Source organism: Micromonospora inaquosa (assembly GCF_003857055.1).
In the GTDB taxonomy this organism is placed as follows: Bacteria; Actinomycetota; Actinomycetes; order Mycobacteriales; family Micromonosporaceae; genus Micromonospora; species Micromonospora inaquosa.
This window is the reverse complement of sequence record NZ_QGSZ01000187.1, coordinates 1-25,467: the sequence shown is the minus strand read 5'-3', so window position 1 is coordinate 25,467 and position 25,467 is coordinate 1. Positions and strand designations below refer to the sequence as shown.

At 69.7% G+C, this 25,467-nt stretch carries 27 protein-coding genes; 12 read left to right on the top strand and 15 right to left on the bottom strand.

Going from position 1 to position 25,467, the window contains the following annotated elements; genetic code table 11:
- Positions 1 to 288: 288 nt before the first annotated feature.
- On the bottom strand, positions 289 to 774 hold the full coding sequence (locus tag DLJ59_RS11635; RefSeq protein WP_167493845.1) for a MarR family winged helix-turn-helix transcriptional regulator: 486 nt from the start codon (positions 772 to 774) through the stop codon (positions 289 to 291).
- A gap of 126 nt (positions 775 to 900) precedes the next feature.
- Here DLJ59_RS11635 and DLJ59_RS11630 point away from each other — a divergent pair, with 126 nt between their 5' ends.
- A complete protein-coding gene (locus DLJ59_RS11630; RefSeq protein WP_124772513.1) occupies positions 901 to 1,548 on the top strand; it encodes an FMN-dependent NADH-azoreductase in 648 nt (215 codons plus the stop codon).
- 80 nt (positions 1,549 to 1,628) lie between these two features.
- Here DLJ59_RS11630 and arsB read toward each other — a convergent pair whose 3' ends face one another.
- From arsB to DLJ59_RS11610, 4 genes are all read right to left on the bottom strand, one after another.
- Positions 1,629 to 2,702, bottom strand: a complete 1,074-nt coding sequence (arsB, locus tag DLJ59_RS11625; RefSeq protein WP_124772512.1) for an ACR3 family arsenite efflux transporter — start codon at positions 2,700 to 2,702, stop codon at positions 1,629 to 1,631.
- 56 nt (positions 2,703 to 2,758) lie between these two features.
- Positions 2,759 to 3,166: an arsenate reductase ArsC gene (locus DLJ59_RS11620; protein WP_124772511.1), complete on the bottom strand. Its 408-nt coding sequence runs from the start codon at positions 3,164 to 3,166 to the stop codon at positions 2,759 to 2,761.
- Between the two features lie 239 nt (positions 3,167 to 3,405).
- A complete protein-coding gene (locus tag DLJ59_RS11615; RefSeq protein WP_124772510.1) occupies positions 3,406 to 4,107 on the bottom strand; it encodes an arsenate reductase/protein-tyrosine-phosphatase family protein in 702 nt (233 codons plus the stop codon).
- A 206-nt stretch (positions 4,108 to 4,313) separates the two neighbouring features.
- Positions 4,314 to 4,643 carry an ArsR/SmtB family transcription factor gene (locus DLJ59_RS11610; RefSeq protein WP_124772509.1) on the bottom strand — a complete coding sequence of 110 codons (330 nt, stop codon included), beginning with the start codon at positions 4,641 to 4,643 and terminating at the stop codon, positions 4,314 to 4,316.
- 62 nt (positions 4,644 to 4,705) lie between these two features.
- Between DLJ59_RS11610 and DLJ59_RS11605 the strand changes: the two genes are divergently transcribed.
- Positions 4,706 to 5,815 (top strand): flavin-containing monooxygenase, encoded by a 1,110-nt coding sequence (locus tag DLJ59_RS11605; RefSeq protein WP_124772508.1) that lies wholly within the window; start codon positions 4,706 to 4,708, stop codon positions 5,813 to 5,815.
- Here the strand turns inward: DLJ59_RS11605 and DLJ59_RS11600 are convergent.
- A complete protein-coding gene (locus DLJ59_RS11600; RefSeq protein ID WP_124772507.1) occupies positions 5,787 to 6,164 on the bottom strand; it encodes an ArsR/SmtB family transcription factor in 378 nt (125 codons plus the stop codon). The two genes, DLJ59_RS11605 and DLJ59_RS11600, sit on opposite strands and share 29 nt — an antisense overlap.
- A gap of 189 nt (positions 6,165 to 6,353) precedes the next feature.
- Here DLJ59_RS11600 and DLJ59_RS11595 point away from each other — a divergent pair, with 189 nt between their 5' ends.
- The 4 genes from DLJ59_RS11595 to DLJ59_RS11580 all read left to right on the top strand — a co-directional run bounded on the left by DLJ59_RS11595 (position 6,354) and on the right by DLJ59_RS11580 (position 10,138).
- A complete protein-coding gene (locus DLJ59_RS11595) occupies positions 6,354 to 6,680 on the top strand; it encodes an ArsR/SmtB family transcription factor (RefSeq protein ID WP_124772506.1) in 327 nt (108 codons plus the stop codon).
- A complete protein-coding gene (locus tag DLJ59_RS11590) occupies positions 6,680 to 7,177 on the top strand; it encodes a GNAT family N-acetyltransferase (RefSeq protein WP_124772505.1) in 498 nt (165 codons plus the stop codon). The genes DLJ59_RS11595 and DLJ59_RS11590 overlap by 1 nt, the downstream gene beginning before the upstream one ends.
- A gap of 78 nt (positions 7,178 to 7,255) precedes the next feature.
- Positions 7,256 to 8,536: an FAD-dependent oxidoreductase gene (locus DLJ59_RS11585; RefSeq protein ID WP_124772504.1), complete on the top strand. Its 1,281-nt coding sequence runs from the start codon at positions 7,256 to 7,258 to the stop codon at positions 8,534 to 8,536.
- A gap of 159 nt (positions 8,537 to 8,695) precedes the next feature.
- A complete protein-coding gene (locus DLJ59_RS11580) occupies positions 8,696 to 10,138 on the top strand; it encodes a glucose-6-phosphate dehydrogenase (protein WP_124772503.1) in 1,443 nt (480 codons plus the stop codon).
- Between the two features lie 3 nt (positions 10,139 to 10,141).
- On the opposite strand, the gene DLJ59_RS11575 is transcribed toward DLJ59_RS11580, so the two are convergent.
- Positions 10,142 to 12,121, bottom strand: coding sequence for an acyl-CoA dehydrogenase family protein (locus tag DLJ59_RS11575; RefSeq protein ID WP_124772502.1), 1,980 nt, complete (start codon positions 12,119 to 12,121; stop codon positions 10,142 to 10,144).
- Positions 12,122 to 12,750: 629 nt separating this feature from the next.
- Here DLJ59_RS11575 and DLJ59_RS11570 point away from each other — a divergent pair.
- From DLJ59_RS11570 to DLJ59_RS11560, 3 genes are all read left to right on the top strand, one after another.
- A complete protein-coding gene (locus DLJ59_RS11570; protein WP_244235969.1) occupies positions 12,751 to 13,998 on the top strand; it encodes a quaternary amine ABC transporter ATP-binding protein in 1,248 nt (415 codons plus the stop codon).
- On the top strand, positions 13,995 to 14,888 hold the full coding sequence (locus tag DLJ59_RS11565; RefSeq protein WP_124772501.1) for an ABC transporter permease: 894 nt from the start codon (positions 13,995 to 13,997) through the stop codon (positions 14,886 to 14,888). Before DLJ59_RS11570 ends, DLJ59_RS11565 begins: the two co-directional genes overlap by 4 nt.
- A gap of 78 nt (positions 14,889 to 14,966) precedes the next feature.
- Positions 14,967 to 15,851, top strand: coding sequence for a glycine betaine ABC transporter substrate-binding protein (locus DLJ59_RS11560; RefSeq protein WP_124772500.1), 885 nt, complete (start codon positions 14,967 to 14,969; stop codon positions 15,849 to 15,851).
- Between the two features lie 258 nt (positions 15,852 to 16,109).
- Here the strand turns inward: DLJ59_RS11560 and DLJ59_RS11555 are convergent, their stop codons facing one another.
- The 7 genes from DLJ59_RS11555 to DLJ59_RS11525 form a co-directional block, all read right to left on the bottom strand.
- Positions 16,110 to 17,654 (bottom strand): hypothetical protein, encoded by a 1,545-nt coding sequence (locus tag DLJ59_RS11555; RefSeq protein ID WP_208648640.1) that lies wholly within the window; start codon positions 17,652 to 17,654, stop codon positions 16,110 to 16,112.
- A gap of 50 nt (positions 17,655 to 17,704) precedes the next feature.
- The gene (locus tag DLJ59_RS11550) at positions 17,705 to 18,595 is read right to left on the bottom strand and encodes an ABC transporter ATP-binding protein (RefSeq protein WP_124772498.1); all 891 of its coding nucleotides are present in this window, start codon (positions 18,593 to 18,595) and stop codon (positions 17,705 to 17,707) included.
- 204 nt (positions 18,596 to 18,799) lie between these two features.
- On the bottom strand, positions 18,800 to 20,119 hold the full coding sequence (nhaA, locus tag DLJ59_RS11545) for a Na+/H+ antiporter NhaA (RefSeq protein WP_124772497.1): 1,320 nt from the start codon (positions 20,117 to 20,119) through the stop codon (positions 18,800 to 18,802).
- A gap of 151 nt (positions 20,120 to 20,270) precedes the next feature.
- Positions 20,271 to 20,570, bottom strand: coding sequence for a BON domain-containing protein (locus DLJ59_RS11540; RefSeq protein WP_124772559.1), 300 nt, complete (start codon positions 20,568 to 20,570; stop codon positions 20,271 to 20,273).
- Positions 20,571 to 20,637: 67 nt separating this feature from the next.
- A complete protein-coding gene (locus tag DLJ59_RS11535) occupies positions 20,638 to 20,913 on the bottom strand; it encodes a GlsB/YeaQ/YmgE family stress response membrane protein (RefSeq protein WP_124772496.1) in 276 nt (91 codons plus the stop codon).
- A 94-nt stretch (positions 20,914 to 21,007) separates the two neighbouring features.
- Positions 21,008 to 21,625, bottom strand: a complete 618-nt coding sequence (locus DLJ59_RS11530) for an STAS domain-containing protein (protein ID WP_124772495.1) — start codon at positions 21,623 to 21,625, stop codon at positions 21,008 to 21,010.
- 151 nt (positions 21,626 to 21,776) lie between these two features.
- Positions 21,777 to 22,187 carry an STAS domain-containing protein gene (locus DLJ59_RS11525; protein WP_124772494.1) on the bottom strand — a complete coding sequence of 137 codons (411 nt, stop codon included), beginning with the start codon at positions 22,185 to 22,187 and terminating at the stop codon, positions 21,777 to 21,779.
- A gap of 154 nt (positions 22,188 to 22,341) precedes the next feature.
- Here DLJ59_RS11525 and DLJ59_RS11520 point away from each other — a divergent pair, with 154 nt between their 5' ends.
- Genes DLJ59_RS11520 through DLJ59_RS11510 form a run of 3 tightly spaced genes read left to right on the top strand, consistent with a single transcriptional unit; the run spans position 22,342 to position 24,943 of the window.
- A complete protein-coding gene (locus tag DLJ59_RS11520) occupies positions 22,342 to 23,031 on the top strand; it encodes a response regulator transcription factor (protein WP_124772493.1) in 690 nt (229 codons plus the stop codon).
- Positions 23,028 to 24,383, top strand: coding sequence for a sensor histidine kinase (locus DLJ59_RS11515; protein ID WP_124772492.1), 1,356 nt, complete (start codon positions 23,028 to 23,030; stop codon positions 24,381 to 24,383). The genes DLJ59_RS11520 and DLJ59_RS11515 overlap by 4 nt, the downstream gene beginning before the upstream one ends.
- Complete coding sequence (locus DLJ59_RS11510; RefSeq protein WP_124772491.1) at positions 24,380 to 24,943, top strand: GerMN domain-containing protein; 564 nt, start codon at positions 24,380 to 24,382, stop codon at positions 24,941 to 24,943. The genes DLJ59_RS11515 and DLJ59_RS11510 overlap by 4 nt, the downstream gene beginning before the upstream one ends.
- 69 nt (positions 24,944 to 25,012) lie before the next feature.
- Here DLJ59_RS11510 and DLJ59_RS11505 read toward each other — a convergent pair.
- On the bottom strand, positions 25,013 to 25,467 hold a 455-nt coding region (locus DLJ59_RS11505), incomplete at its 5' end, for an RICIN domain-containing protein (protein ID WP_148096944.1).

The window sequence follows — 25,467 nt, the reverse complement described above, 5'->3', positions numbered from 1 at the left end:
AAACGATCTGGCAACCAACGCTTAGGATGCCCGCCGCTGTGGCCGGCGGCGCGGCCCGGTCACGCACGGGCACTCCGTCCGCGGCTGCGCCGCTCCAACTGGGGTCGTTGATTCGCCCGTGCGGCGTGAAGTGGGACGCCGTGACCGGGAGGGTTCAGTTCCGCCTGGACGAAACGGGCGGCGGTGCGCCGAGCGCTCGGGGGCGCAGTGCTGGTGACCGGATTCTGCCCCGGCGCGCATGACGTCCGTTACTCGACGCCTGACCGCAGTGGCCGTACGGCCGGGGTGTCACCGGGGTCGGGGACTGGCCTCCGGAGCCTCGGATATCTGTTGGGCCACGTGGCAGGCCACCTCGCGCAAGACGTCGATCTGGCTCGCGGTGAGGCCGTCGATGACGTATTGACGGACGGCCGCGACGTGGCCGGGGGCTGCGGCGACCACAAGCTCCCACCCGGCGTCGGTGAGCGTTGCCACGGTGTAGCGAGGACTTTCCGGGTCGGGTGCGCGGCGTAGCAGTCCTCGCTGTTCGAGGCGCTTGACGACGTTCGACAGTCGGGACAGTGAGCAGCTGAGGTGGCTGGCCAGATCGCTGAGCCGCATCGTTCGCCCGGGTGCCATGGACAGGCCGCTGAGCACGAAGTAGTCGAACAGCGTGAGGTGGTTGTCCCGCAGGAGTTGGGCGTCGAGGGCGCTCGGCAGGTTGAACATGAGTTTGGCCAGCGCAAGCCAGGCGTCGCGCTCGTGGTCGGTCAACCACCGAGGTTCGTCAGGCATGACGCAAGAGTACGTCTCGGCCTGGTCGATGAGAGTGAGGGACGTCTCCCAGGGGTTCAAGCTTGAACAATCTGACCTAGACTCAAGTAGAGTTCAACCTTGAACCTCGCATCTCAGGGAGCACCCATGACCTTGTTCCGGCTTGACGCCAGCATCCGTACGCACGGCTCGGCGAGTCGTGAAATCGCGGACATCGTCGAGGAGGAGTGGCTCGCCAGTCATCCCGGTGACACCGTCGAGCGCCGCCATGTCGGCGTGGACACCCTGCCGTCGACCGTCTGGGCGGCGGCGGTGTCCGCCGGTATGACGCCGGCCGAGGAGCACACCGCCGAGCAGCGGGAGGCGATCGCCCTCGCCGGGACGTTGGTGGACGAGTTGCAGGCCGCCGACGCGTTGCTGTTCGCCGTGCCGCTCTACAACTTCGGTGTCTCCCAGCATTTCAAGACGTATGTCGACGTGGTCCTCGCGGACCCGCGAGCGACTACGGCGCCGTTCCTGGCGGGCAAGCCCACAGTGCTCGCCACTGTGCGGGGCGGCGCGTACGGTGCCGGTACCCCGCGGGAGGGCTGGGACCACTCGACGCCGTACCTGCGCCGGATCATCGCCGACTGCTGGGGCGCCGACCTCACGGTGGTCGAACGTGAGTTCACCCTGGTCGGGGTCAACCCCGCACTCGACTCCTTCGTCGATCAGGCCGCTCAGATGCACGCCGGGGCTCTGCAGTCCGCCCGGGAGGCCGGTCGCGCTCTGGGCGCCCTGAGCGTCCCGAGCTGAGAGCCTGCTCTTCCCGAGAGCCAGAACGCGTGCCAAGCGGTCAAGGCGATCAGGGCTCGGTCACCCCGAATCCGCCGGCTTCAGCGGGTTGATTCGGGGTGGCCGAACCGGCGGCGGGCGGCGAGGCTGACGTAGACGAGGGCGACCAGCACCGGCACCTCGATCAACGGTCCGACGACTCCGGCGAGGGCTTGACCGCTGGTGACGCCGAACACGCCGATCGCCACGGCGATGGCGAGTTCGAAGTTGTTGCCGGCGGCGGTGAAGGCGAGCGTGGTGGTGCGTTCGTAGTTCAGGCCGATCGCCCGACCGATGGCGAACGAACCGAACCACATGATCGCGAAGTACGCGAGCAGGGGTAGGGCGATGCGGGCGACGTCCCAGGGCTGGGCGGTGATCGCGTCGCCTTGCAGCGCGAAGAGCAACACGATGGTGAACAGCAGCCCGTACAGGGCGACCGGCCCGATCCGGGGCAGGAATGTCGCCTCGTACCAGTCGCGGCCCTTGGTGCGTTCGCCAAGCTTGCGGGTGACGTAGCCGGCGGCCAGGGGGACGCCGAGGAAGACCAGGACGCTGCCGGCGATGTCCCAGCCGGAGACGGCCAGTCCGGCCTGTTCCAGGCCGAGCCAACCGGGCAGGACGGTGAGGTAGAACCAACCGAGCAGGCCGAAGGCGAGGACCTGGAAGACGGAGTTGAGGGCGACCAGGACGGCGGCTGCCTCGCGGTCGCCGCAGGCCAGGTCGTTCCAGATGATGACCATGGCGATGCAGCGGGCCAGGCCGACGATGATCAGGCCGGTGCGGTACGCGGGCTGGTCGGGTAGCAGCAGCCAGGCCAGGGCGAACATGACGGCGGGGCCGATCAGCCAGTTGATCACCAGAGAGGACGTCAACAGGCGCCGGTCGGAGGTCACGGTGTCGAGGCGGTCGTAGCGGACCTTGGCCAGAACCGGGTACATCATGATGAGCAGACCAAGGGCGATGGGTACGGAGATTCCGCCGACCTTGACGTGGTCGAGGGCGTCGTCGAGGCCGGGGATCAGCCGGCCCAGGAGCAGACCGGCGACCATGGCGGCGCCGATCCATACCGGCAGGAGCCGGTCCAGCGTCGAGAGTCGGGGTGTGGTGCTCGACGGTGTGGCCAGCGTCGTCATGTGCCTGGTTCCTCTTGGTTCCTGGGGTCCGGTGGGCGGGCGGTGCCGTCGCGGTGTCAGACGGCGAGGCGCAGCTCGGTGAGCAGCTTCTCCACCCGGGTACGGATCTCGTCGCGGATGGGGCGTACGGATTCGACGCCCTTGCCGGCGGGGTCGTCGAGCTTCCAGTCCTCGTAGCGCTTGCCGGGAAAGACCGGGCAGGCATCACCACAGCCCATGGTCACGATGACGTCCGAGGACTCCGCGGTGGCGTACTCAAGGAGCTTCGGTGTCTGGTCGGTGATGTCGATGCCGACCTCGCGCATGGCCTCGACGGCGGCCGGGTTGACGGTGTCCGCGGGCGCGGAGCCGGCGGAGCGGACCTCGACGGTGTCGCCGGCGAGGTGGCGCAGCCAGCCGGCGGCCATCTGGGAGCGGCCGGCGTTGTGCACGCAGACGAACAGGACGCTGGGCTTGTCGGACATCGGGAGCCTTCCTTGCAGTACGTATTGCGGGGCCGGTTGACCGGCACCTGGTCAGGAATCACTGACGGGGTGCGGCCGGGGCTGCTGTTGCGGCCGAGCGGGTAGTAACGGCCGGCGTGACGCGACGGATTTACTAGGCCCCGATACGTCTCGTCCGCCCCACCCTGCTGCGGCTTGGTGCTCATGCGCTGCGGTCGGGCGCCGGATTGCGCTCCGTCATCGCGCAGATAGGGCTGGTGTCAGTCACGGCGGTCGCCCGAACTTATGGCGGAGGTGACAACGGGTGCGACGCGGTCGATGCGGGCGGCGAGGTCGACGAACGCGGCTTCGAACGCGGCGTCGGTGTCGACGCGGGCCGGGTCGGGCACCGACCAGTGCAGCCGGGGCCGGATCGGACCGGTGAGCTCCTCGTGGGCGTTGTCGCAGACGGCGATGAGTAGGTCATCGTCGCGCACGATGTCCGCGACATGCGCGGTGCCGGTCGGATTCAGCGGTAGCCCGTGGCGATGAGCCACGGCGACGGCGCGCGGATGAACCCGCTCTGCGGGCTGCGTTCCGGCGGACGCTGTCGAGGTGTGAGTGCGGTCGGACCAGAGTGCGGCGGCGAGCTGTGAGCGGGCGGAGTTGCGGGTGCAGACGAAGACCACCCGACCCACCCCGGTCAGCGGTGTCGGCGTCAGTGTCGTCAGCGCATCGGGCCGCAGGCGCAAGTAGGTGCGACGGCGGTCTCCCTCGGACCGGCTGCGGACGACGAGACCGGCTTCGCTGAGGACCTTGACGTGGTGGGCGACCAGATTCGTCGGCATCCCGAGGTCGTGGGCGATCTCGCCGGGGGAGGCGTCGCCCAGGGTGAGCGCGTCGACGACCGCCAGGCGCGCCGGGTCGCCGAGCGCGGCGTGGATCCGGGCCCGCGCTTGCAGGGAAGCAACCTCAGTAGTCATTGACTCAACTATTACTGAGCAATTCGGTGCTGTCAAGGGACGACGAGTCAATGGGTGGTGGCGGGCCTGCTGGCTGCGGCCGGTGGCTTGAGGCTCGGCCGAGAGGCCGGTTTCCGCAGGCCTGGATTGGCCAATCTCGCCGGCGATTGCGCCGAGGGGTGATCGACCGGGGTGCGGGTAGACGTCGTGGCTCCCGGGGGCTGTGGTCAGCAGCAGTTCATGAGGTACGACTGCAGCTCGGTCAGCGCCGCTACGGCGCCGTCGCGGTCGGCGCGGTAGTACACGGTCTTCCCCTCGCGCCGTGAGACCACGATCCGCCCTCGTCGCAGCAGCGTCAGTTGCTGCGATGCCGTCGCCTGGCTGATGCCCGTGCGCTCGGCGACTTCCCCGACGGACAGCTCGGCGCCTTGGGAGAACAGCATCATGATCCGCTGTCGCGTTGGGCTGCCCAGCGCCTTGAGGAACTCCTGCGTGTCCGGCTCGAGCCCGGTTAGTGCGGCGCCGGGCGCGACCGCTGCCGGCTCTGGCTGATCCATGGCCCCACCTTCTCGCATCATCATCATATTGTCATTCAACGAAACGACGATATGATGTTGGAGTGACTACCCCTAAAGAACCCGTCGTCATCGTCGGTGGCGGCCAGTCCGGTCTCGCCGCGGCCCGCGCCACCCTGTCCGCTGGCCTGCGCCCCGTTGTCCTGGAGGCAGGTGCTGAGCCAGTGGGATCCTGGCCCGACTACTACGACAGCCTCACCCTGTTCTCGCCGGCCCGATACAGCTCGCTGCCCGGCATGGCCTTCGAGGGCGCAGACCCCGACCGCTATCCGGCCCGCGACGACGTCGTCGCCTATCTACGCCGCTATTCCGCAAGCATCGACGCCGAGATCCGGACCGGCACCCGGGTAACCGCAGTGCACCCGCGCCCAGGCGGTGGCTACCTCGTCCACACCGACAGCGGCGACAACATCACCGCGGCGGGCGTTGTCGCCGCCAGCGGCTCCTTCGGCAATCCGCACCTGCCGGTGCCGCCCGGCCGGGACACCTATGCGGGCGAGGTGCGGCATGTCGCGCACTACCGGCGGCCCGAGCCGTATGCCGGCAAGCGGGTCCTCGTCGTGGGCGCCGGAAACTCCGCCGTCCAGGTCGCCTACGAGCTCGCGCCACACGCGAGGGTCATCCTGGCCACCCGGTCGCCGATCCAGTTCATGCCGCAGCGCATCCGCGGCCGCGACCTGCATCACTGGCTCCACGTCACCGGCGCGGACCTTCTGCCCCGGGCGGTGCTCAATCGCCTGATCCGCCACGCCGCCGTGCTCGACACCGGCGTTTACCGCGACGCGATCGCCTCCGGCCTGCTCGTCCGCCGGGAGATGTTCACCGCCTTCACCGTCCGCGGTGTCATCTGGGCTGACGGTACTGACGAGCCGGTCGACGCGGTGATCTTCGCTACCGGCTACCGCCCGCACCTCGACTACCTCACCCCGCTCGGGACCCTGGTTGACGGCATGCCTCGCCACGTGGGGGGTGTCTCCACGACCCACCAAGGACTGGTCCATCTCGGGTTGGAGTTCCAGCGGTCGTTCTCGTCGAACACCCTTCGCGGCGTCGGGCGCGACGCTGCGCACGTTGTTGCCGCCCTCGCTGCCCACCGGTCCGGCCGATCGCGGCGCTGGCTGCAGCCTATGAAGCGGTTGCCGGTTCGACCGTGAGCAGCGCGGCGAGTTGGCGCAGGACGGCCGGCCGGGCCCGGTAGTACACCCAGGTGCCGCGCCGCTCGGCGTCGACGAGGCCGGCCTCGCGCAGGGTCTTGAGGTGATGCGAGATGGTCGGGCCGCTGAGGTTGAAGGCGGGGGTGAGGTCACAGACGCACACCTCGCCGTTGTCGGCGGAGGCGATCATCGACATCAGCTGCAGCCGGACCGGGTCGCCGAGGGCCTTGAACGCGGGCGCGAGCACTGCGGCGGTCTCGGCCGGCACGCGGTGCCGCGCCAAGGGCTGGCAGCAGACCGCGTCGGCGGTCACGTCGACGAGGGTGCGAGGCGCAGCTTGATTCGACATTTCTCTAGGTTGACATCCCTCTAATCAACGTGCAACTGTCTGTTTCGACAGACGTCAAGACAGCGCGGAACCGACGGTGCCGAGCAGCATGCCCAGCCTCGCTCTGACGTGGCACGGGCTGCCCATCCAGTCCCTGGTTGGTAACGTTGATCGTCTATCGCCGATAAACGATGAAGGGGGGTGGTGAGGATGGCCGAGCTACTCGATCGGACGGTGGCGCAGACCTACGCGTCGTGGTTCCGGGCGCTCGCCGACCCGACCCGGGTGCAGATCGTCGAGTATCTTGCCCGGCACGCTCAGGCGATGAGCGTGGGGGAGATCGTCGCCGCGATCGGCCTGGCGCAGTCCACCGTCTCGCAGCACCTGAAGATCCTGACCGAGGTGCGATTCGTCCTCGTCGAGCCGATCGGCACCGCTCGGCACTACCGGATCAACGACGCCTGCGTCGGCTGTTTCCCTTCCGCCGCGGACGTGGTCATGGGTCGACCCGCCCCCAGTCCGAACGGAGCCTGCTGATGGCCGACATCACGGTGCGCCCTCTGCGCGACGACGACGCCGAGCGGGTCCTGGCCATCTACCAGGCCGGGCTCGACGCCGGCAACGCCAGCTTCGAGATCACCGCACCGACCTGGTCGGTGTTCGACGCGGCGAAGCTGCCCGATCACCGCTTCGTCGCGGTAGACACCGATGACAACGTGCTCGGTTGGATCGCCGTCGCACCCACCTCGGCCCGCAAGGTCTACGCCGGGGTGGTCGAGCACTCCGTCTACGTCGATCCCGCCGCGCAGGGCCGCGGCATCGCCCGGCTGCTGCTGGACACGCTGATCATCTCCACCGAGGCCGCCGGCATCTGGACCATCCAGTCCGGAGTCTTCCCGGGCAACGCCGCCAGCCTCACCCTGCACGAGCGGGCCGGCTTCCGGGTCATCGGCGTACGCGAGCGGATCGGTCGCCACCACGGCCGCTGGCGCGACGTCGTCCTGATCGAGCGACGCAGTCCCGTCGTCACCTGACCAACCGCACCCCCGCACCAGCGGGGGCCCCGTCTACCCCGTTGATTCGACATTTATCTACACAGAGGAGTTTGACCGATGAGCACCCTGAACGAGCTGCCCGTCGTGGTCATCGGCGCCGGCCCGGTAGGCCTGGCCGCCGCCGCGCACCTGCACGAGCGGGGCATCGCCTTCACCGTCCTCGAAGCGGGAGACACCCCGGGCGCCGCCGTACGCCAGTGGGGGCACGTGCGCGTCTTCTCGCCGTGGCGGTACAACATCGACCCGACCGCCCGCCGTCTCCTCGACGAGGCCGGTTGGGTCGCCCCCGATCTGGAGGCCCTGCCCACCGGAGCGGAGCTGGCCGGTGACTACCTCCACCCCCTCGCCCAGCTGCCGCAGCTCAAGCCGCACCTGCGCTACGGCACCCGGGTCGAGGCGATCAGCCGGGTGGGCCTGGACCGGCTGCGCACCGCCGGCCGTGCGTCGACCCCGTTCCTGATCCGCCTCGCCGACGGCGAGGAACTCCTCGCCCGCGCCGTCATCGACGCGTCCGGCACCTGGGGCACCCCGAACGTCCTGGGCGCGTCCGGTTTGCCCGCCCGCGGCGAGTCCACCGTCGCCGCGTTCCTGGAGCACGCGCTGCCCGATGTGCTCGGCGCGGCCCGGGACCGCTTCGCCGGCCGGCACACCCTCGTCGTCGGGGCCGGCCACTCCGCCGCCAACACCCTGCTGTCCCTGGCCGAACTGGCCGAGTCCACCCCGGGCACCACTGTGACCTGGGCGATCCGCACCGCATCACCCGCACGCACCTACGGCGGCGAGACCGCCGACGCCCTCCCGGCTCGCGGCGCCCTGGGCTCCCGGCTACGCGCGCACGTCGACGCCGGCCGGATCCGGCTGCTCACCGGCTTCTCCGTGCACGCCCTCACCCCGACAGCCGGCCGGGTCAGTGTGATGGTGCGCCACGCCGACGGCAGCGAGGAATCGGTCACCGTCGACCGGATCGTCGCCGCCACCGGATTCCGCCCCGACCACTCGATCGCCGCCGAGTTGCGCCTGGACCTCGACCCGGTGCTGGGCGCCACCCGCGCCCTCGCGCCACTGATCGACCCGAACGAGCACTCCTGCGGCACCGTTCCCCCACACGGCGTGAACGAACTCGCCCACCCGGAAACCGGCTACTACGCCGTCGGCATGAAGTCCTACGGCCGGGCACCCACGTTCCTCATGGCCACCGGCTACGAGCAGGTCCGCTCCGTCGTCGCCGCCCTCGCCGGCGACTGGGCCGCCGCCCGCGACGTCCAGCTCGACCTGCCCGAAACCGGTGTCTGCAGCAGCAACCTCGCCGACGCTCAGGCCGGCGCCTGCTGTAGCTGATACCCACCACCGCGACGGTGCCCGCCGACCCCACAGCCGGCGGGCACCACGCCCACGTCTGGTGAACCATCGTCGCCCCATCGGGTCGCCGGGCGAGGGTCGCCGGTGCGTCCGGGTAACTGGCCGGTATCGGCCGGATCGGCAGGGCATGGTGGACGCATGAGGACATCCACCGCGAGCCCCGCTGGCTCTCCGGCCGGTCACCGCGCGGGCGAGGACGCCGTACCCCAGACGTTGCTGCTGCTCGGCGCCAGCGGTGACCTGGCCGCGCGCCTGCTGCTGCCCGGGTTGGGTCGGCTGCTGGCCAGCGGCGCCCTGCCCGACCTGCGGTTGATCGGCAGCGGAATGCACGACTGGGGCGATGAGCGGTGGCGTCGTCGGGTGGCCGATTCCTTCGCGACGGCGGGCCCGAGCGGGCCTCGGGAGACCGAGGTGGTCCGCTCCACCCGGTACCTGGCCGCCGATGTCACGTCGGAGGAGGACCTGCGGCGTTTGCTGGCCGCGTGCCAAGGGCAAACGGTGATCTTCTTCGCGCTCCCGCCGGAAATCACCGGTCGGGCCGCCGCCGTGCTGGCGCGCATCGGCCTACCACCGGGCACCCGGCTGATGGTGGAGAAGCCGTTCGGTACGGATCTCGCCTCCGCGCGCTCGCTCAACGACATCCTCACCCGGCTGGTGCCGGAGGAGCAGGTGCACCGCATCGACCACTTCCTGGGCAAGTCCACGGTGGTGAACATCATCGGGCTGCGCTTCGCCAACCGGATCTTCGAGCCGGTGCTCAACTCCTCCCACGTGGCCTGCGTGGATATCGTCTTCGACGAGTCCCTGGGTCTGGAGGGGCGCGCCGGCTACTACGACAGCGCCGGCGCGTTGGTGGACATGGTGCAGAGCCACCTGTTGCAGATCCTGGCGCTGATGGCGATGGACGCGCCACCCACCCTCGACGCCCAGGACCTGCGTGGCCACAAGGCGCAGGTGCTGCGGGCCACGAGGGTGTGGGACGACGATCCGGTGCGGTGGAGCCGACGCGCCCGGTACACGGCCGGGGAGGTGCACGGGCGGAGGCTGCCCGCGTACGCCGATGAGCCCGGCACCGACGCGACCCGGGGGACCGAGACCCTGGCAGAGGTGGTGCTGGCCGTGGACACCTGGCGGTGGGCGGGTGTGCCGTTCCGGCTGCGCGCGGGCAAGGCGCTGGCCGGTCGGCGTAAGGAGGCGATCATCACCTTCCGGCCGCCGCCCCGGGTGCCCACCGGGCTGACCGGTTACGACCAGTTCGACCGGCTGCGGATCGGCTTCGGCCCGGACCAGCTCGGCCTCGACATCAACATCAACGGCCCGGGCAACCCGCTGGATCTCGATCAGGTGCACCTGTCGGCCGACTTCGGGCCCGGTGAGCTGCCGCCGTACGGGGAGGTGCTGCGGGGCGCCTTCGACGGCGACCCGACGCTCTCGGTGCGGGGCGACACCGCCGAGGACTGCTGGCGCATCGTGGAGCCGGTACTCGACGTGTGGCGGGCGGGGGAGGTGCCGTTGCGGGAGTACCCGGCCGGTGGCCGAGGCCCGGACGACTCCCTCCTGACCCCCGCACCCTCGCCCTGATCCCTATGCCGGTACTACCTGCCGATCATCTGCGGCGTCGTGCGCGGTCATCAGGTCCTGCCGGCCGGGTTCCTCTTTCAGGATGGCGCAGTTCAGCCAGGTGTCCGGGATGGCGAAGCCGTCCACGAGCGTCCGCATGTGCGGGCGCAGCTCTTTGAGCAGGCCGTTCACGACGCCGGTGATCGCCTTGGAGCGGGCCGGCGTGAGCCGGCCGTGCTCCAGAAACCAACCCTTGTTGGCCTCGATCACGCTGAGCGCGTACAGGTCACCGACCCGGGAGAGCAGCGCCCGGACCGCGGGGTCGGCGGTCTCCTCGATGCCGGCGACGAACGACTCCAGGGTGACCCGGTCGATGTGCGCGGTGGCGACCGCGAGAACGTGGTCCTGGACGTCGTTGAAGATGTCGAAGGGACGGTCCTTCTTGGTGGCCGCGCCGTTGCGTAGCCGGCGGACAGCGCCGTCGAGAAGGTGCCTCTCGCGATCCTCGAAGGCCTTGAGCTGCCAGCCGCGGTCGGTGACGGCGACCTCGTCGTCGCGGCCGGGTACGGCGCTGATCAGCCGTTCGATGAGCGACCGCGCGGCGGTGCGCTCGAGCACCATCTCGCGGACCTGGTCGGCGACGAAGGATGCGCGCCCCCAGCCGTCCAACGAGCCGAACGCGTCCCGGTGGCCGGTGAGCAGCCCCTTGGCCACCAGTTGCAGCAGCACCGTGTTGTCGCCCTCGAACGTGGTGAAGACGTCGGTGTCCGCCTTGAGACCGGGTAGCCGGTTCTCGGCCAGGTAACCGGCGCCGCCGCACGCCTCGCGGCACATCTGGATGGTGCGGGTGGCATGCCAGGTCTGCGCGGCCTTGAGGCCGGCGGCTCGGGACTCCAGCTGCCGCTGTCGGTGCTCGTCGACCGGGCCGTCGCCGCCCTGCACCTCGCCGAGCGAGGTGACCAGCTCGGTCTGGGCGAAGTGCAGCGCGTACGTGGTGGCCAGGGCGGGCAGCAGCTTGCGCTGGTGGGCCAGGTAGTCGTTGATCAGCACCTCCCGGTCGGCGCCGGGCGTGCCGAACTGCCGGCGGATGTCGCCGTAGCGCACCGCGATGGTCAGGGCTGACTTGGTGGCCGCGGACGCGGCGCCGCCCACGCTCACCCGGCCGCGGACCAGGGTGCCGAGCATGGTGAAGAAGCGTCGGGAGTCGTTCTCGATCGGGCTTGAGTACGAGCCGTCCTCGGCGACCTGACCGTACCGGTCCAGGAGCATGTCGCGGGGCACCGTCACGTGGTCGAAGCTGAGCCGCCCGTTGTCCACGCCGAGCAGGCCGGCCTTGGGCCCGGCGTCGCCGATGGTCACGCCGGGCAGCGGGTTGCCCTGGGCGTCGCGGATCGGCACCAGCCACGCGTGCACACCGTGCCGTCGCCCGTTGGTGATCAGCTGCGCGAAGACCACCGCCATCCGTCCGTCCCGTGCGGCGTTGCCGATGTAGTCCTTGCGGGCTGCCTCGTGCGGGGTGTGCAGGTCGAAGGTCTGCGTCTGCGGGTCGTACCTGCAGGTGGTGCGCAGTTGCTGGACGTCGGAGCCGTGGCCGGTCTCGGTCATCGCGAAACAGCCGAAGATCCGACCCGAGATGATGTCCCGGAGGTAGGCGTCGTGGTGTCGCCTCGTGCCGAGGGCGGTGACGGCGCCGCCGAACAGGCCCCACTGCACGCCGGCCTTGACCATCAGGGACAGGTCGACCTGCGCCAGCATCTCGCTGGCCACGATCGACCCGCCGGCGTCGGATCTGCCGCCGTACTCGGTGGGGAAGGCCGACGCCACGCCCAGCTCGACGGGGAGGTCGCTGAGTAGTCGGGTGATCCGCTCCCGTGCCTGGTCACCAGTCTCGCCGTACACCGGGAGGAAACGCGCGTCGAGGTGATTCCGGTGCGCGTCGCGGACCTCGGCCCACGGTCCGTCGAGCACTTCGCGCAGGCGAGCGAGGTCGATGTGATCGGGCATGGTCCCCCCTCAGCTGACGGGCAGATGGGTGCAGGCAGTGCCCAGTCAAGAATACCGACGCCTCGGTGGGCCGCTGGGGGAGACCCTTGTGAGAGGGGATACCAGACACGTAATTCTCAGCTTGCTCGATCGCTCGTCCCGATGAGTTGGGGCATTGGCGAAATGGGGACGTTCCCCTCGGGCTTGGCCGGAATCGGGAGCCGCCCCAGTGCGCCGAAGGTGAGATTACGCGATCGAGCCGCGATTAAGTATGACAGTCGTGTGACAGTTTCCTATCAACCCCGTCAAATTCTGGAACTGCTCTCCAGATGGACGTCAACGCGCAGGTGAGGCGCGTTGCAGCGGGACGAGCGGCGCAGGCGGCAACGAATCCGCCCGGTCAGACCACGGTGGTGCGATGGGTTGCATTACATGTCGGGCGATCAATCCGGCACCGGTGCTGCGGCAAATTTTTGTGTGCATATCCACAACCCTGCCGTGCTGACTGGATTTGTCGCGAGGGCGTGGGTAGGTTTCGCCGCCAAGCCTATGTGGCTCGCTGAACGTGATCGATGTTGATATCGACGATGAGACGCGAGATGGCGCCGGCGACGCGATGCGCCAGCCGGTTTCCGTCTCGAAGGGGGATTGTGTCCGCGCTCACAGTGCAATCGCTCTACAAGGTTTTCGGCAGTCGAGCTGACGAAGCGGTACGGCGTCTCGCGGACGGAAAGCCGCGTGCCGAGGCGCTGGCCGGGCTACCGGCCACGGCCGCCGTGATCGACGCGAACTTCGAGGTACGCCCCGGCGAGATCTTCGTCGTCATGGGTCTCTCCGGTTCCGGAAAGTCGACCCTGATCCGGATGCTCAATGGTCTGCTGCGCCCCACCAGGGGCAGCGTGCGGGTCGATGGGGTCGAGCTGACCACGCTCAAGCCGGCGGCGCTACGCAAGCTGCGCCGCGAGAAGATCAGCATGGTGTTCCAGCACTTCGCGCTCATGCCGCACCGGACGGTGCTGGAGAACGCCGGGTACGCGCTCGAGGTTGCCGGGCTGCCCAAGGCGGAGCGACGTGAGCGGGCCATGGACGCGCTGCGTATGGTGGGCCTGACGGAGTGGGCGGACAACCTGCCCCACGACCTGTCCGGCGGCATGCGGCAGCGGGTCGGGCTGGCTCGCGCACTCGCGGCCGGCACCGAGGTCCTGCTGATGGACGAGGCGTTCTCGGCACTGGACCCACTGATCCGCCGGGAGATCCAGGACCAACTCCTGGAACTGCAGGCCGAACTGGGCAAGACGATCATCTTCATCACCCACGACCTGAACGAGGCCATGCGGCTCGGCGACCGGATCGCCGTGATGCGCGACGGTCGGATCGTTCAAATCGGCACCGCCGAGGAGATCCTCACTGACCCGGCCAACGACTACGTGGCGCAGTTCGTCGCGGACGTCGATCGGACTCGGATCCTCACTGCCGCGTCAGTCATGGAGAAGCCCCAGCAGGTGCTGGACGTCAACGCCGGTCCCCGGGTCGCCGCTAAGGCGCTGCGGGAGAGCCAGACCTCGGTGGTCTACGTGACCGGTCCGATGAAGAGGTTCCTCGGCACGGTCACCGAGGACGAGGTGTTGCGGGCGCTTCGCGAGGGCCGCCCCCACCTCGACGGGTTCGTGTCGACCGAGCGGGTTCGCACGGTCACCGGGGACACCTCGGTGGCCGACCTCTTCGCCGACTGCGCGGAGAGCCAGCATCCGGTGGCCGTTCTCGACGAGCGCGACCGGCTGATTGGGGTGATCCCCCGGATCACCCTGCTCAGTGCGCTGGCCGCCGCGACACCGAACGAGCCGACGCAGGGCCAGGACCAGGTGGAACTGGTCGGGACGAAGGGAGAGCCGGCATGAGCCTGACGCAGTCGCCGCTGGACAGTTGGCTGCCCCGGGTGCCGCTGGGCGCCTGGACCGAGGCCGCCGTCGACTGGGCCACCGCCAGCCTCGGTCCGTTCTTCGACGGTGTCGCCACTGTGGTCGAGACGTTGGTGCGACCGCTCGACGACCTGCTCACCGGCGTACCGGCGGTGGTGGTAGTGCTGGTGCTCGCCGGGCTCGGCTGGTGGCTGCGCGGGTGGAAGTTCGCCATCGGCACCGCGGTCGGTCTCGGCCTGGTGGCCGGAATGCCGTACTGGGAGGAGACCATGAGCACGCTGGCCCAGGTGCTCGTGGCCAGCACCCTGGCGTTGCTGATGGCTATCCCGCTGGGCGTGCTCGTCGCGGAGAACAGGCGGGCCTCAGCGGTGGCCCGGCCGGTGCTGGACCTGATGCAGACCATGCCCGCGTTCGTGTACCTCATTCCGGCGATCTTCTTCTTCGGCATCGGCACCGTGCCGGGCGTGCTGGCCACCCTGGTCTTCAGCATGCCGCCCGGGGTCCGCCTGACCGCGCTGGGTCTGCGCCAGGTCGACAAGGAGATCGTCCAGGCCGCCGAGTCGTTCGGTGCGCCACCGTGGATGGTGCTGCTGCGAACCAAGCTGCCGCTGGCACTGCCCACGATCATGACCGGCGTCAACCAGGTCATCATGCTGGCCCTGTCCATGGTGGTGATCGCCGGCATGGTGGGCGCCGGCGGCCTCGGCAAGGTGATCATGTTCGCGTTGTCCCAGATCGAGGTGGGCAGCGGTTTCGAGGGTGGAATCGCCGTCGTGATCCTCGCCGTGGTGCTCGACCGGCTCACCGACTCGGCGGGCGACCGCTTCCCGTCCGCACGGGCGCAACGCCTCGCGCGCGAGGCCGCCTGACCGCCGCACTCCGCCGGCAATCCCTTTCCCGCGTACGCGGGGTCCGCCGGCATACCCGAAAGAGAAAGGACAACCCTTTTGTTCACGACACTGAAGCGCGCTCTCGCGCTCACGGTGACCGCCACCCTGGCCCTCGGTGGCGCTGCCGCCTGCGGCGAGCAGGACGACGCCTCCAGCGACAGCAAGAAGATCACCATCGGTTACATGGCCTGGGACGAGGCGATCGCGGCGTCCCACCTGTGGCAGGACATCCTGCAGGACAAGGGCTACCAGGTCGAGCTCAAGAATCTGGAGGCCGGTTTCGTCTACGGTGGTCTCGCCAACGGCGACATCGACCTGTTCCTGGACAGTTGGCTGCCCCAGACACACGCCTCGTACCTGGAGAAGTACGGCGACAAGCTGGAGAAGCTCGGCGTCTGGTACGACGACGCCAGCCTGAGCATCGCGGTGCCGAAGTACGTCGAGGGCGTCGACTCGCTGGCCGACCTGGCCGACAAGGCCGGCAACTTCGACGGGCAGTTGATCGGCATCGAGCCGGGCGCAGGTCTGACCAAGGCCACCCAGGAGAAGGTCATCCCCGAGTACGGCCTGGACGGCAAGCTGAAGCTGCAGACCTCCTCCACCCCGGCGATGCTGGCCGCGTTGGAGGGCGCGATCGCCGACAAGAAGCCGATCGTGGTCACCCTCTGGCACCCGCACTGGGCCTACGCGAAGTACGAGCTGAAGGACCTCGCCGACCCGAAGGGCACCCTCGGCCAGGCCGAGCAGGTCAACACTCTGGCCCGTACCGGCTTCGGCGAGGACTTCCCCGACGTCACCGCGATGCTGAAGAAGTTCAAGATGGACGGTGATCAGCTCGCGTCCCTGGAGGACCTGATGTTCAACACCCACAAGGGCGACGAGAAGAAGGCCGTCGAGGAGTGGCTGAAGGCCAATCCCGATTACCTCAACACGCTCGCCTGAGCCGCATGACGTGAGGGGCCTCGCCGTTTCGGCGGGGCCCCCTGTCGTCGCCGCCAGTCGCCCGACAGCGTCTGGTGGATGTCGGGGTGCCTACGCCGCTGACGGGGTCGGCTTCGGTCGCGGATGAGCCTCTCCCGCCGCTGGGGTGGCGAGCACCGCGACACAAAGGCGCCAGCGCCGTACGTGCCGGCGGTCCGCAGCCGGATGATGCGGTCCCTGAGCGCGGAACATGGTGGAGCGTCGTGGTGATGAGATCGGTCAGGCAGACAGGTCACGGCGGCGGTAGCCGATCGTGCCGGCGACCGCTCCTGCTGCGGCGATGCCGGCCATCACCGACGCCGCGGGCCAGTCCGGTGCGGTGGCCGGCACCGCGGCCAGGTGCGCGAACGGGGACAGCGCACGGACCCAGGAGGGGGCGTCGACGCTGTCGGCGATGACCTGCCACATGAACCCGCCAACGGCCGGGAGAGCACCGACCGCCGCAACGGTGCGTGGTCTCCATCCGAGCGCCAGGACGGCGGCTCCCAGACAGAGCACCACGATCGGCACGACGTTCCAGGCCCCGGCGATCGCGTCGCCCATCCCAAGGCCGGCGTGGACAGTGGCCGTGCCGGCCCACATGGCGAGGCCCGCGACCGTGATCAGGACCAGCGCGGCGCAGCCAGCGACGGCCACCTCGGCAGCCAGCAGCCGCAGTCGGGTTACCGGTGCGGCCAGTAGCAGGGTGAGGCGCCGGGCATTCTCGTCCGCGGCGACGGCAGCGAGCCGCACGGCGACGAAGACCCCGACCGGGACTGCCAGCAGCGCGAACAGGGTGGCGGCGTAGCCCTCGACCGTGCCGAGGGCGGGGAAGCCTGCCTGGGCCGCCATGGCCGCGAACTGGGGATTGTCGGTCAGGAATTCGGTCATGGACCGGGCAATCAAACCCGGGAGCAGGAAGTACGCGCCGATTCCCGCAGACCATGCGGCCAGCGGTCGCAAGGTGCGCCGTACCGCGAAGGCCGGCACCGAACCGAGCAACGCGGTACGCGCCGGCCGGCTGTCGGCCGTCACGAGAATGCCGGCGCCGACGTCACGCCAAGCCGCAAGCCCACCCGCGAGGGCCAGTAGCAGCAGCGCGGCGCATGCCAGCACCGCCACCGGCAGCCCTCGGTTGGTGTCGAACGGGCGGGTCAGTGCCATGAGCCCGAACGGGGACAGCCACCGAAGCCAGGCCAGTGCCGGCATACCGTCGCCAACCATCCGCGCGAGCAGCCCGCCGACCAGGGCGGCGGCCGCGGCACCGTTGGCCGCCGACCGGCTGGAGAACATCTGTGCGCTGACTCCCCCAAGGGCGACGAAGAAGATTCCGACGGCAGCGAGGCCGATTCCGTGCAACACCGAACCGGTGATGTCCGCTTCCGAGGCGATCATCGCCGCGGCGGTCGCCGCTCCAGCGAGGACCGGGACGACGGCCAGGACACCGAGGTGCTGGCGGACAGCCACGGCGAGGGTGGTGCCGCCGGACAGCAACAGGCTCCACCGGCCGGCGTCCTCCTCCCCACGGGTGATCCGGGTTGCGGCCAGCATCGCCCACACACCGAGCAGGACCGCCAGGACGGTGCCCGTACGCCACACTGTGAACCCGCCCGCCTGGTCGAGCGCGACCGGTTCGCCGAACAAGGTGCGGATCGCCGGGTTGCGGGCCAGCGCCGCCAAGGCGGCCGGATCCAGCGCCTCGCTCTGGTAGCCGACCACCACCAGGGCGGACATCCCCGCGCACACAGTGGTCACGACCAGGGCAGCACGGCGCACCTGGCGCACTGCGAGACCTCTCAGTACACGCTCCGGGCGGGCCGGTGCCGTAATCGCGATCATCGGGCGTTCTGCCCGTAGTAGGCGAGGAAGATCTCCTCCAGGCTCTGCTCACGGACGACGATCGTCGCCACATCAGCGTCAGCGAGGGCACGCAGCGCCGCAGTGGGGGAGCCGTTCAGGGTGAACCGCACTGTCGCGACGCCGTCGTTGTGCAGGCCGTCGACGCCGAGGACGCCGGTGAGGTCCGGGGGCGTGCCGGTGAACGTTGCGGCCACCTCGGTGTGGTGCAGTCGGCGTAGCTGTGCGACGGACGCCACCTCCACCAGCTCGCCAGCGCGCAGGATGCCGACGCGGTCGCAGACGGCCTCGACCTCGGCGAGCTGGTGGGAACTGAGGAACACCGTCTGCCCGTTGTCGCGGGCTACCCCGACGGCCTGCCGGAATTGCAGTTCCATGAGCGGGTCCAGGCCGCTGGTTGGCTCGTCCAGCACCAGCAGAGGCGCCCGGGTGGCGAACGCCGCGATCAGAGCGACCTTCTGCCGGTTGCCCGTCGAGTAGGTGCCGGCCGGTTTGGACACATCCAGCGCGAACCGTTGGATGAGTTCGTCACGGTAGGCGGTGTCCGTACCGGGGCCGACGCGGGCGAGCAGATCCAGCACCTCGGCGCCGGTCATCCGTGGCCACAGCGCCACATCCGCCGGCACGTAGGCGAGCTTGCGGTGGGTGGTGGCGACGTCGGCGGCGTCGGTGTCGAAGATCCGCGCTCGTCCGGCAGTGGGTCGGGCAAGCCCGAGCAGCAGCCGGATCGTGGTTGACTTTCCGGCGCCATTGGGGCCGAGGAACCCGAACACCTCGCCCGCCGCGACGTCGAGGCTGAGGTTATCGAGGGCGAGTAACCGCCCGTACCGCTTGGACAGGTTTTCGGTGCGCAAGGCAGAAACGCCCATCGGAACCTCCGGGAGCCGCAGCACGACATGACCTGCCGACCAGACTTCCCGGCGCACCTGATGTGAATGTACTCCCGGAAGTCACGGCTCGGCGGCCACCCTGTCTGCGCGACTCGGCCACCTGCTCCCACCGAACTCAGTGCGGCTGATTTCGACAACCAGGGCAACCGCTCCGCGAGGCATCGGCAGCACGCATGGCCGAAATCAGGACGGCCTCGTCGTGGTCGGCTGTTCCTCGTAGACGTCGGGCACCCCGTCGGCGTCGCTGTCGCGTTCCTCCAGGGCGCAGACCCCCTGGTAATGCCGATTACGAGCGCGGAGGACGATGGTGGCCAGCACCGCCGACAGCAGCGACCCGAGCAGGACTCCGATCTTGGAGTGGTCGTCGCGTTCGGTGCCGGCCCCGAATGCCAGCTCGCCGATGAGCAGCGACACGGTGAAACCGACCCCGGCCAACAACGCCAGCCCGGCCATGTCCCACCAGGCGAGCCCTTCGGCGAGCCGGGCCCGGGTGAATCGCTGCACGAGCCAGGTGGCCCCGAGGACGCCGGCGGCTTTCCCCACAACCAACCCGACCACCACCCCCACGGCGACCGAGTCGGTCAGGGTCGCACCGAGGCCGCCCGCCCCGACGAGCGAGACGCCGGCGGCGAAGAACGCGAACACCGGGACCGCGACCCCGGCGGACAGCGGTCGAATTCGGTGTTCGAAGTGCTCTGCCAGTCCAGGGCCAGGCCCCGGCTTGCGGCGCAGCACCGGCACGGTGAAGGCCAGGGCGACCCCGGCGACGGTGGCGTGCACACCGGAGGCGTGCACGAGCGCCCATGTCGTGATGGCCAGCGGCAGTAGCAGCCACCAGGACCGCACCCGGCGCTGTACCAGCAGACCGAACAGCGCCATCGGGGCCAGCGCGAGCAGCAGCGGCCCGAAGTGCAGGGAACTGGTGTAGAAGATCGCGATGATCACAATGGCCAGCAGATCGTCGACCACGGCGAGGGTGAGCAGAAAGGTCCGCATCGCCGAGGGCAGACTTGTGTTGATCACCCCGAGCACGGCGAGGGCGAACGCGATGTCCGTGGCGGTCGGGATCGCCCAGCCGGTCAGCGCCCCGTCGCTGGCCCCGACGTTGAACGCCACGTAGATCAGCGCCGGCAGCGTCATGCCGCCGCGTGCGGCGGCGACGGGCAGCATCGCCCGGCGGGGCTCGCGCAGGTCACCGGCGACGAACTCGCGCTTGAGCTCCAGCCCCGCGACGAAGAAGAAGATCGCTAGCAGGCCATCAGCGGCCCACTGCGCCAACGAGAGGTCCAGATGCAGCGCGCCGGGGCCCACGGTGACGTCGGCGAGCGAGCGGTACGCGTCGGACCAGGGCGAGTTCGCCCAGGCGAGGGCAAGCACCGCGGCCACCAGCAGCAGCACTCCACCGACCGTTTCGGTCCGAAGGATGTCCCCGATCCGGCGTACCTCAGGCCAACTCCTGCGGCTGAGCAGAAGTGGCGTGCGGTTCGCCGGTGGTGGGGCCATCGGGGTCCTCCGGTGGGGTCGGTGACAGAAGCGCCGACCAGTCTTCCCGGCACAACACCGACCTCTACGTTAGCCAAACGACGACCATCAGGCTGTCACCGCCCCTGAAAACGAGAGCGTGCCATCCCCGGTCACGCAGCGTGCGGCGCAGTCACCCGTGGTAGTGGCTGCGTCGTGGGCCGCTGAGCCGCAGTGTGTTGCAGATGTCGAAGACGCCGGGCACGTCGGAGGCGAGTTCCGCCGCGACCTGCCGCGTGTTCGGGTCACTCACCACGCCGGCGAGGATGACGACCCGGTTCTGCACGGAGACAACGATCTGCTGGCGCCGGGTGGTCCAGTCGATGCTCAAGCGCTGCGCGACAAGCGCCTCGATTCGTAGGTCCTCGCGGTCCGGCTCGGGCTGGTTCGAGGTGTCGCCGAACCAGTTCTCGTCGGGTAGTGGCCATGGCATGTACACGGTCAGCTCCTTGATCGTGGCGAAGCGGGCGTTCCGGTGCCGGCGCTGCGTCGTCTCCCGTTCATGGGGAGTCGGACGGTTCAGGCTTGGCGGTGGCGACGACGAGCACGACGCCGCCGCCGGCGAGGCCGACCTGGATGACCAGGGTCGGGAGGTTGAGGGTGCCGGTATGAACGCCCGCGAGACGGGCGAGGATGGTGCCCGCCAGCGCGGCGACCACCCCGACGGACACGGTCAGCCAGATCGGGGCTTCCCGGCGTCCCGGGATGATCAGCCTGCCGAGCAGGCCGATTGCGATGCCGACGAGGAGCGCGGTGACGAGACCGGCGATGCTCATGGGCTTCCTCGGATGTCCTTCGAGTGCGGGTGCCGGGGCGAGCGGCGGGCGGCCTCAACGTTCGTGGCAGGGACCGCCGGCCGTTCGAGCTCGGTCAGGAACGGGCAGCCGTCGAGGCGGAGGAGGTTGGCCGCTGCGACACCGAACCCTCGGACAGTTGGGCGAGGGCGTCGTCGCGGCTGTCGAAGATGGGGAAGGCTCCGTCCAGGCGCATCGTGTGCAGGACGGTGCGGATGAACCGCGACGGCGCGGCCAGGCAGAGCGTGGCCCCACGGTCTCGGGCGTCGCGGTGGGCGCGGACGAGGAGGCCGAGACCGGTGGAGTCGATCAGGTGAACTCGGCTCAGGTCGACCACGACGTGTCCGCCCATGTCGGCCGCGTGCCGCAGAGCGTGGCGCAGGGTGTCACCGGTGTCGAGATCGACGTCACCGGCGGCGGCGACAACTGTCACGTCGTCGACGTGGTCGATGCCGAGGATGCCACCGGGACCGTGGTCACCGCACGACGCCTGGCCGCCAGCAGGGGGCGGCAGCAGGCTGCAGTGCGGGCAGCGATGCGGGCCGGTGGCGAACGGAGAACCGCTCCACCCCTGCTCGGACACCAGCGTCCAGACGACCTCCGCGTCGGGGAGCACGCACGCGGTGGCCGTGACGGAGTCGCCGCAGGTGTCGCAGATCAGGGTCATCAGGTGGTCGTCCGGGACAACGGTCATTCTGCTGGTCCTTCCTGGGGCCGTGTCCGAAGAGTGCGGTGGGACACGGCATTCGTGCGGAGCCGAAGCGGGGCTGGCTCCCGAGCCTGATGGTCGCGGCCCGGGTGGCGGTCCAGCCCGATGGTGGGACAGGTGAGGCCGCTGGCGAACGTCAGTTCGCGGCTCTTACCGAGGCGCGGCCATGGGCTACCAACGGCGGCGGTGGGGCGGAGGGTTCCTGCCCCGCCGACGAGGTGCAGGGCGGCGGGGCCGTGTCGACTATCGGCAGGATCTGGTCCAGACGGGCGGTGTGCAGGATGCGTTGGATGCGCGGGTTCGGGTTGCGAACGGTGAGGACCCCGTCGGTACGGGCGAGGCGCCGGTGCACATCGAGCAGGAGGCCGATGCCGGCGGCGTCGATGTGCCGGCAGCCAGACAGGTCGACCACCACCTGTGCGGGATGCAGGGCCAGCAGTTGGTCGAAAACTGCCCCGGTCGCCGGCAGACAGCCCAGGTCGAACTCGGTGACGCACACCTCGACCAGCGGCAGCGTGCACGACGTAGTTGCCAGCGGTCCGCTCACGGGCACACCCCTCTCCTTCACGGACGTGGTCGTCTAGGACCCTGCCGTGCCGGCTTGGCGGTCACCACGCGGATCTGTGACAGTTCCGTGACAAATCAGCCAACCGGCCGCTGCGGTTGGCAGCCGAGCCGGTCGTCTGGGGATGATGCCCGGTATGACGGCCGTACTGGTGATCGAGGACGACGACCGCATCCGTTTGGCGTTGTTGCTCGCACTCGAGGACGAAGGCTACGAGGCTCTCGGCGCGGCCACGGCCGAGGAGGGCCTGCGCACGCAGCGCCGCGACCCGGCCGACTACGTGCTGGTCGATCTGATGCTGCCCGGTCTCGACGGTTTCGAGTGCATTCGGCAACTACGCCGTGACGACGACGTGCCGATCGTGGTGGTCAGCGCCCGCGACGACACCCACGACATCGTCGCCGCCCTCGAAGCCGGCGCCGACGACTACGTCGTCAAGCCGGTGGCGATCAAGGAACTGACCGCTCGGCTGCGCGCCCTGCGGCGCCGTGCCCGTACCGGCGTCGCGGGGCACACGCCGGAGCCCGTGCCGGTGCTCGTGGTCGGTGAGCTGGAGATCAGCCCCGATGGGGGGGAGATTCGCCGCGCCGGGCAACCCGTACCGGTCACCCGCACCGAATTCCGGCTGCTGTGCGAGCTGGCCGAGCACGCCGGCCGGGTGCTGTCCCGCCAGCAACTACTGGAACGGGTCTGGGGGTACGACAGCGGAGACGAACGGCTCGTCGACGTGCACGTGGGCCGGCTGCGGCAGAAGATCGAGCCGGACCCGGCGAACCCGCGGCACCTGGTCACCCTGCGGGGCCTGGGCTACAAGCTGCAGCGATGAGACGCCTCGGCCTGCGTACCCGGGTGACCGCCGCGTTCGCCGTCGGCGCGCTCCTGCTCTCGGCGTCGATGGCCCTGATCTCCTACGACCTGACCCGCCGATCCCTGCTCGACGAGCGGGAACGCACCGCCCTGCGCGCGGCCTACTTCGACGCTACCGTCGTCCGCGCCGGGATCGACACCGACACCCCGGACGTCGTGGAGGTGCTCCGGTCGTTGGACACCGGGGGAAGCCGTCGACCGGTGCTGCACCTCAACGGCGAGTGGTACGCGCGCGCCGCCGACCCCGGCACCACGGCCGCCATCCCCACCGCGCTGCGTCGGATCGTCGCCGCCGGAGAACCCGCGGTGCAGCGGGTACGTGTCGATGGGCAACCCGCCCTGGTCGTCGGGGTTCCGCTGTCCGCGTCCGCGACGTACTTCGAGATCAACTCGCTCCGCGAGCTGGAACAGACGTTCCAGGTCCTGGCCCTCGCGCTGACCACCGTCGCGATCATGGTCGCCGGATCCGGCGCGGCACTCGGCTGGTACGCCACCCGGCACGGGCTGCGCCCGCTGACGGCGGTCGCCGACGCGGCCGAGAAGATCGCCGCCGGTGACTTCACCGCCCGCCTCGACACGGCCACCGACCCCGACCTGACCCGCCTGTCCTCCTCGTTCAACCAGATGGTCGACCGCCTCGCCCACCGCATCGAGCGGGACCGCCGGTTCGCCGCCGACGTCAGCCACGAGCTGCGTTCCCCGTTGCAGACCCTCGCCGCGGCGGCCAGCGTCCTGGCCCGCCGTCGGGAACACCAGGACGAACGGACCGCCATCGCGGCCGGGCTCGTCGCCGACGAGATCGACCGTTTTCAGCGGCTCGTCAACGACCTGATCGACCTGGCCCGCAGCGACCAGCCCGCCCACCGGGCCTCCGTGGACGTCGTGGAGTTGGCCCGCGACGCCTGCCGCGCCCTCGACCTGCCCACCACGCTCGTCCATCTCGCCCCCGACGTGCCGGCGACATGGCTGGTCGAGCGGCGCCGTGTCGCGCAGGTCCTGGCGAACCTGCTCGACAACGCGGTGACCTACGGGGGTGGCCCGGCCGGCGTCCGGCTGGGCCGCGACGGTAACGCCGCAACCATCGAGGTCGAGGATGACGGACCAGGTGTGCCGGTCGAGGACCGCGAGGCGATCTTCGACCGGTTCGTTCGTGGGCGAGCAGCTCACACCCGCGGCACCGGCGACGGCACCGGACTCGGACTCGCGTTGGTCGCGCAGCACGCCGCAGCACACGGCGGACACGTCACCGTCGGTGACCGGCCCGGTGGAGGCGCCCGCTTCCGCGTCACCCTGCCGGAGAGCCTGCCATGAACCATCGTCATCTCGTCGTCCTGGCGCTTGCCGCGCTGCTGACCAGCTGCAGCATTCCCACCGATGACGCCCCCCGGGTGGTGCGGGCACCGCAAGGGCCGTTCCAGAGTTCTGCGTCCGCCGACACGAGCGCACCAGTTGGCCCCGCCGCCGAAACGCTCTGCTTCGTCCGGGACAACCGGATCATCTCGTTCGTCCGGCGGGTCGACCGGCCGCCAACCGTCGAGGACCAACTGCGGCATCTGCTGGCCGGACCCACCACGGCCGAACGCGACACCGACTTGACCACCGCGCTGCCGGGAGCTGTCAACGCCGCCGGTGTCACTGTGACCGGCACCGAGGCCCGAGTCGTGGTCGACAAACCGGGCGAGGAGGCCGGCCGCAGTGACGAGGTCCTCGCCTTCGGGCAGATCGTCTGCACCCTCACCAGCCGTGACGACGTCACCACCGTCACGTTCTCCCGTGACGGCCGGCCGCTCAGGGTGCCCCGCGCAGACGGTTCACTGTCCGAACAGCCCCTCACTCGCGTCGATTTCGCGCCACTGATCGCCCCTCGTTGAACTGCGCCCGTACGGTTGCCGCGCTGGGGTGATGTGGGCGGGCCCGGCCAGACGCCGAGCCCGCCGGCATCAGGCGAGGGGGGCGAGCCGGAACTGTTGGTTGGTTTGTCCGTGGCAGTCGTAGAGCTGGATCTGGGCTCCGTTGCTGGTGCTCCAGGCATCCAGGCAGCGGCCGGATTGGACGCTGCTGATGGTGCCGTTGGAGTTGACGTTCCACTGTTGGTTGGTTTGTCCGTGGCAGCTGTAGATCTGGACTGCCGCGCCGTTGCCGGAACCTGCGGCGTCGAGACACATGTTGCCGTACACCTGTAGTTGTTTGGTTGAGGTGTAGGTCCAGGCCTGGTTGGTCTGCTCGTTGCAGTTGTAGAGCTGCACCCGGGTGCCGTTGTTGCGGGAGGCGTTGGGTACGTCGATGCACCGGCCGGACTGGGTGCCGACGATCTCGCTGGCCGAGCCGGGCGGGTTGGTGGGCGGGTCCGTTGGCGGGTCGGTCGGCGGGTCGGTCGGGGTGGTCGGCGTGGAGG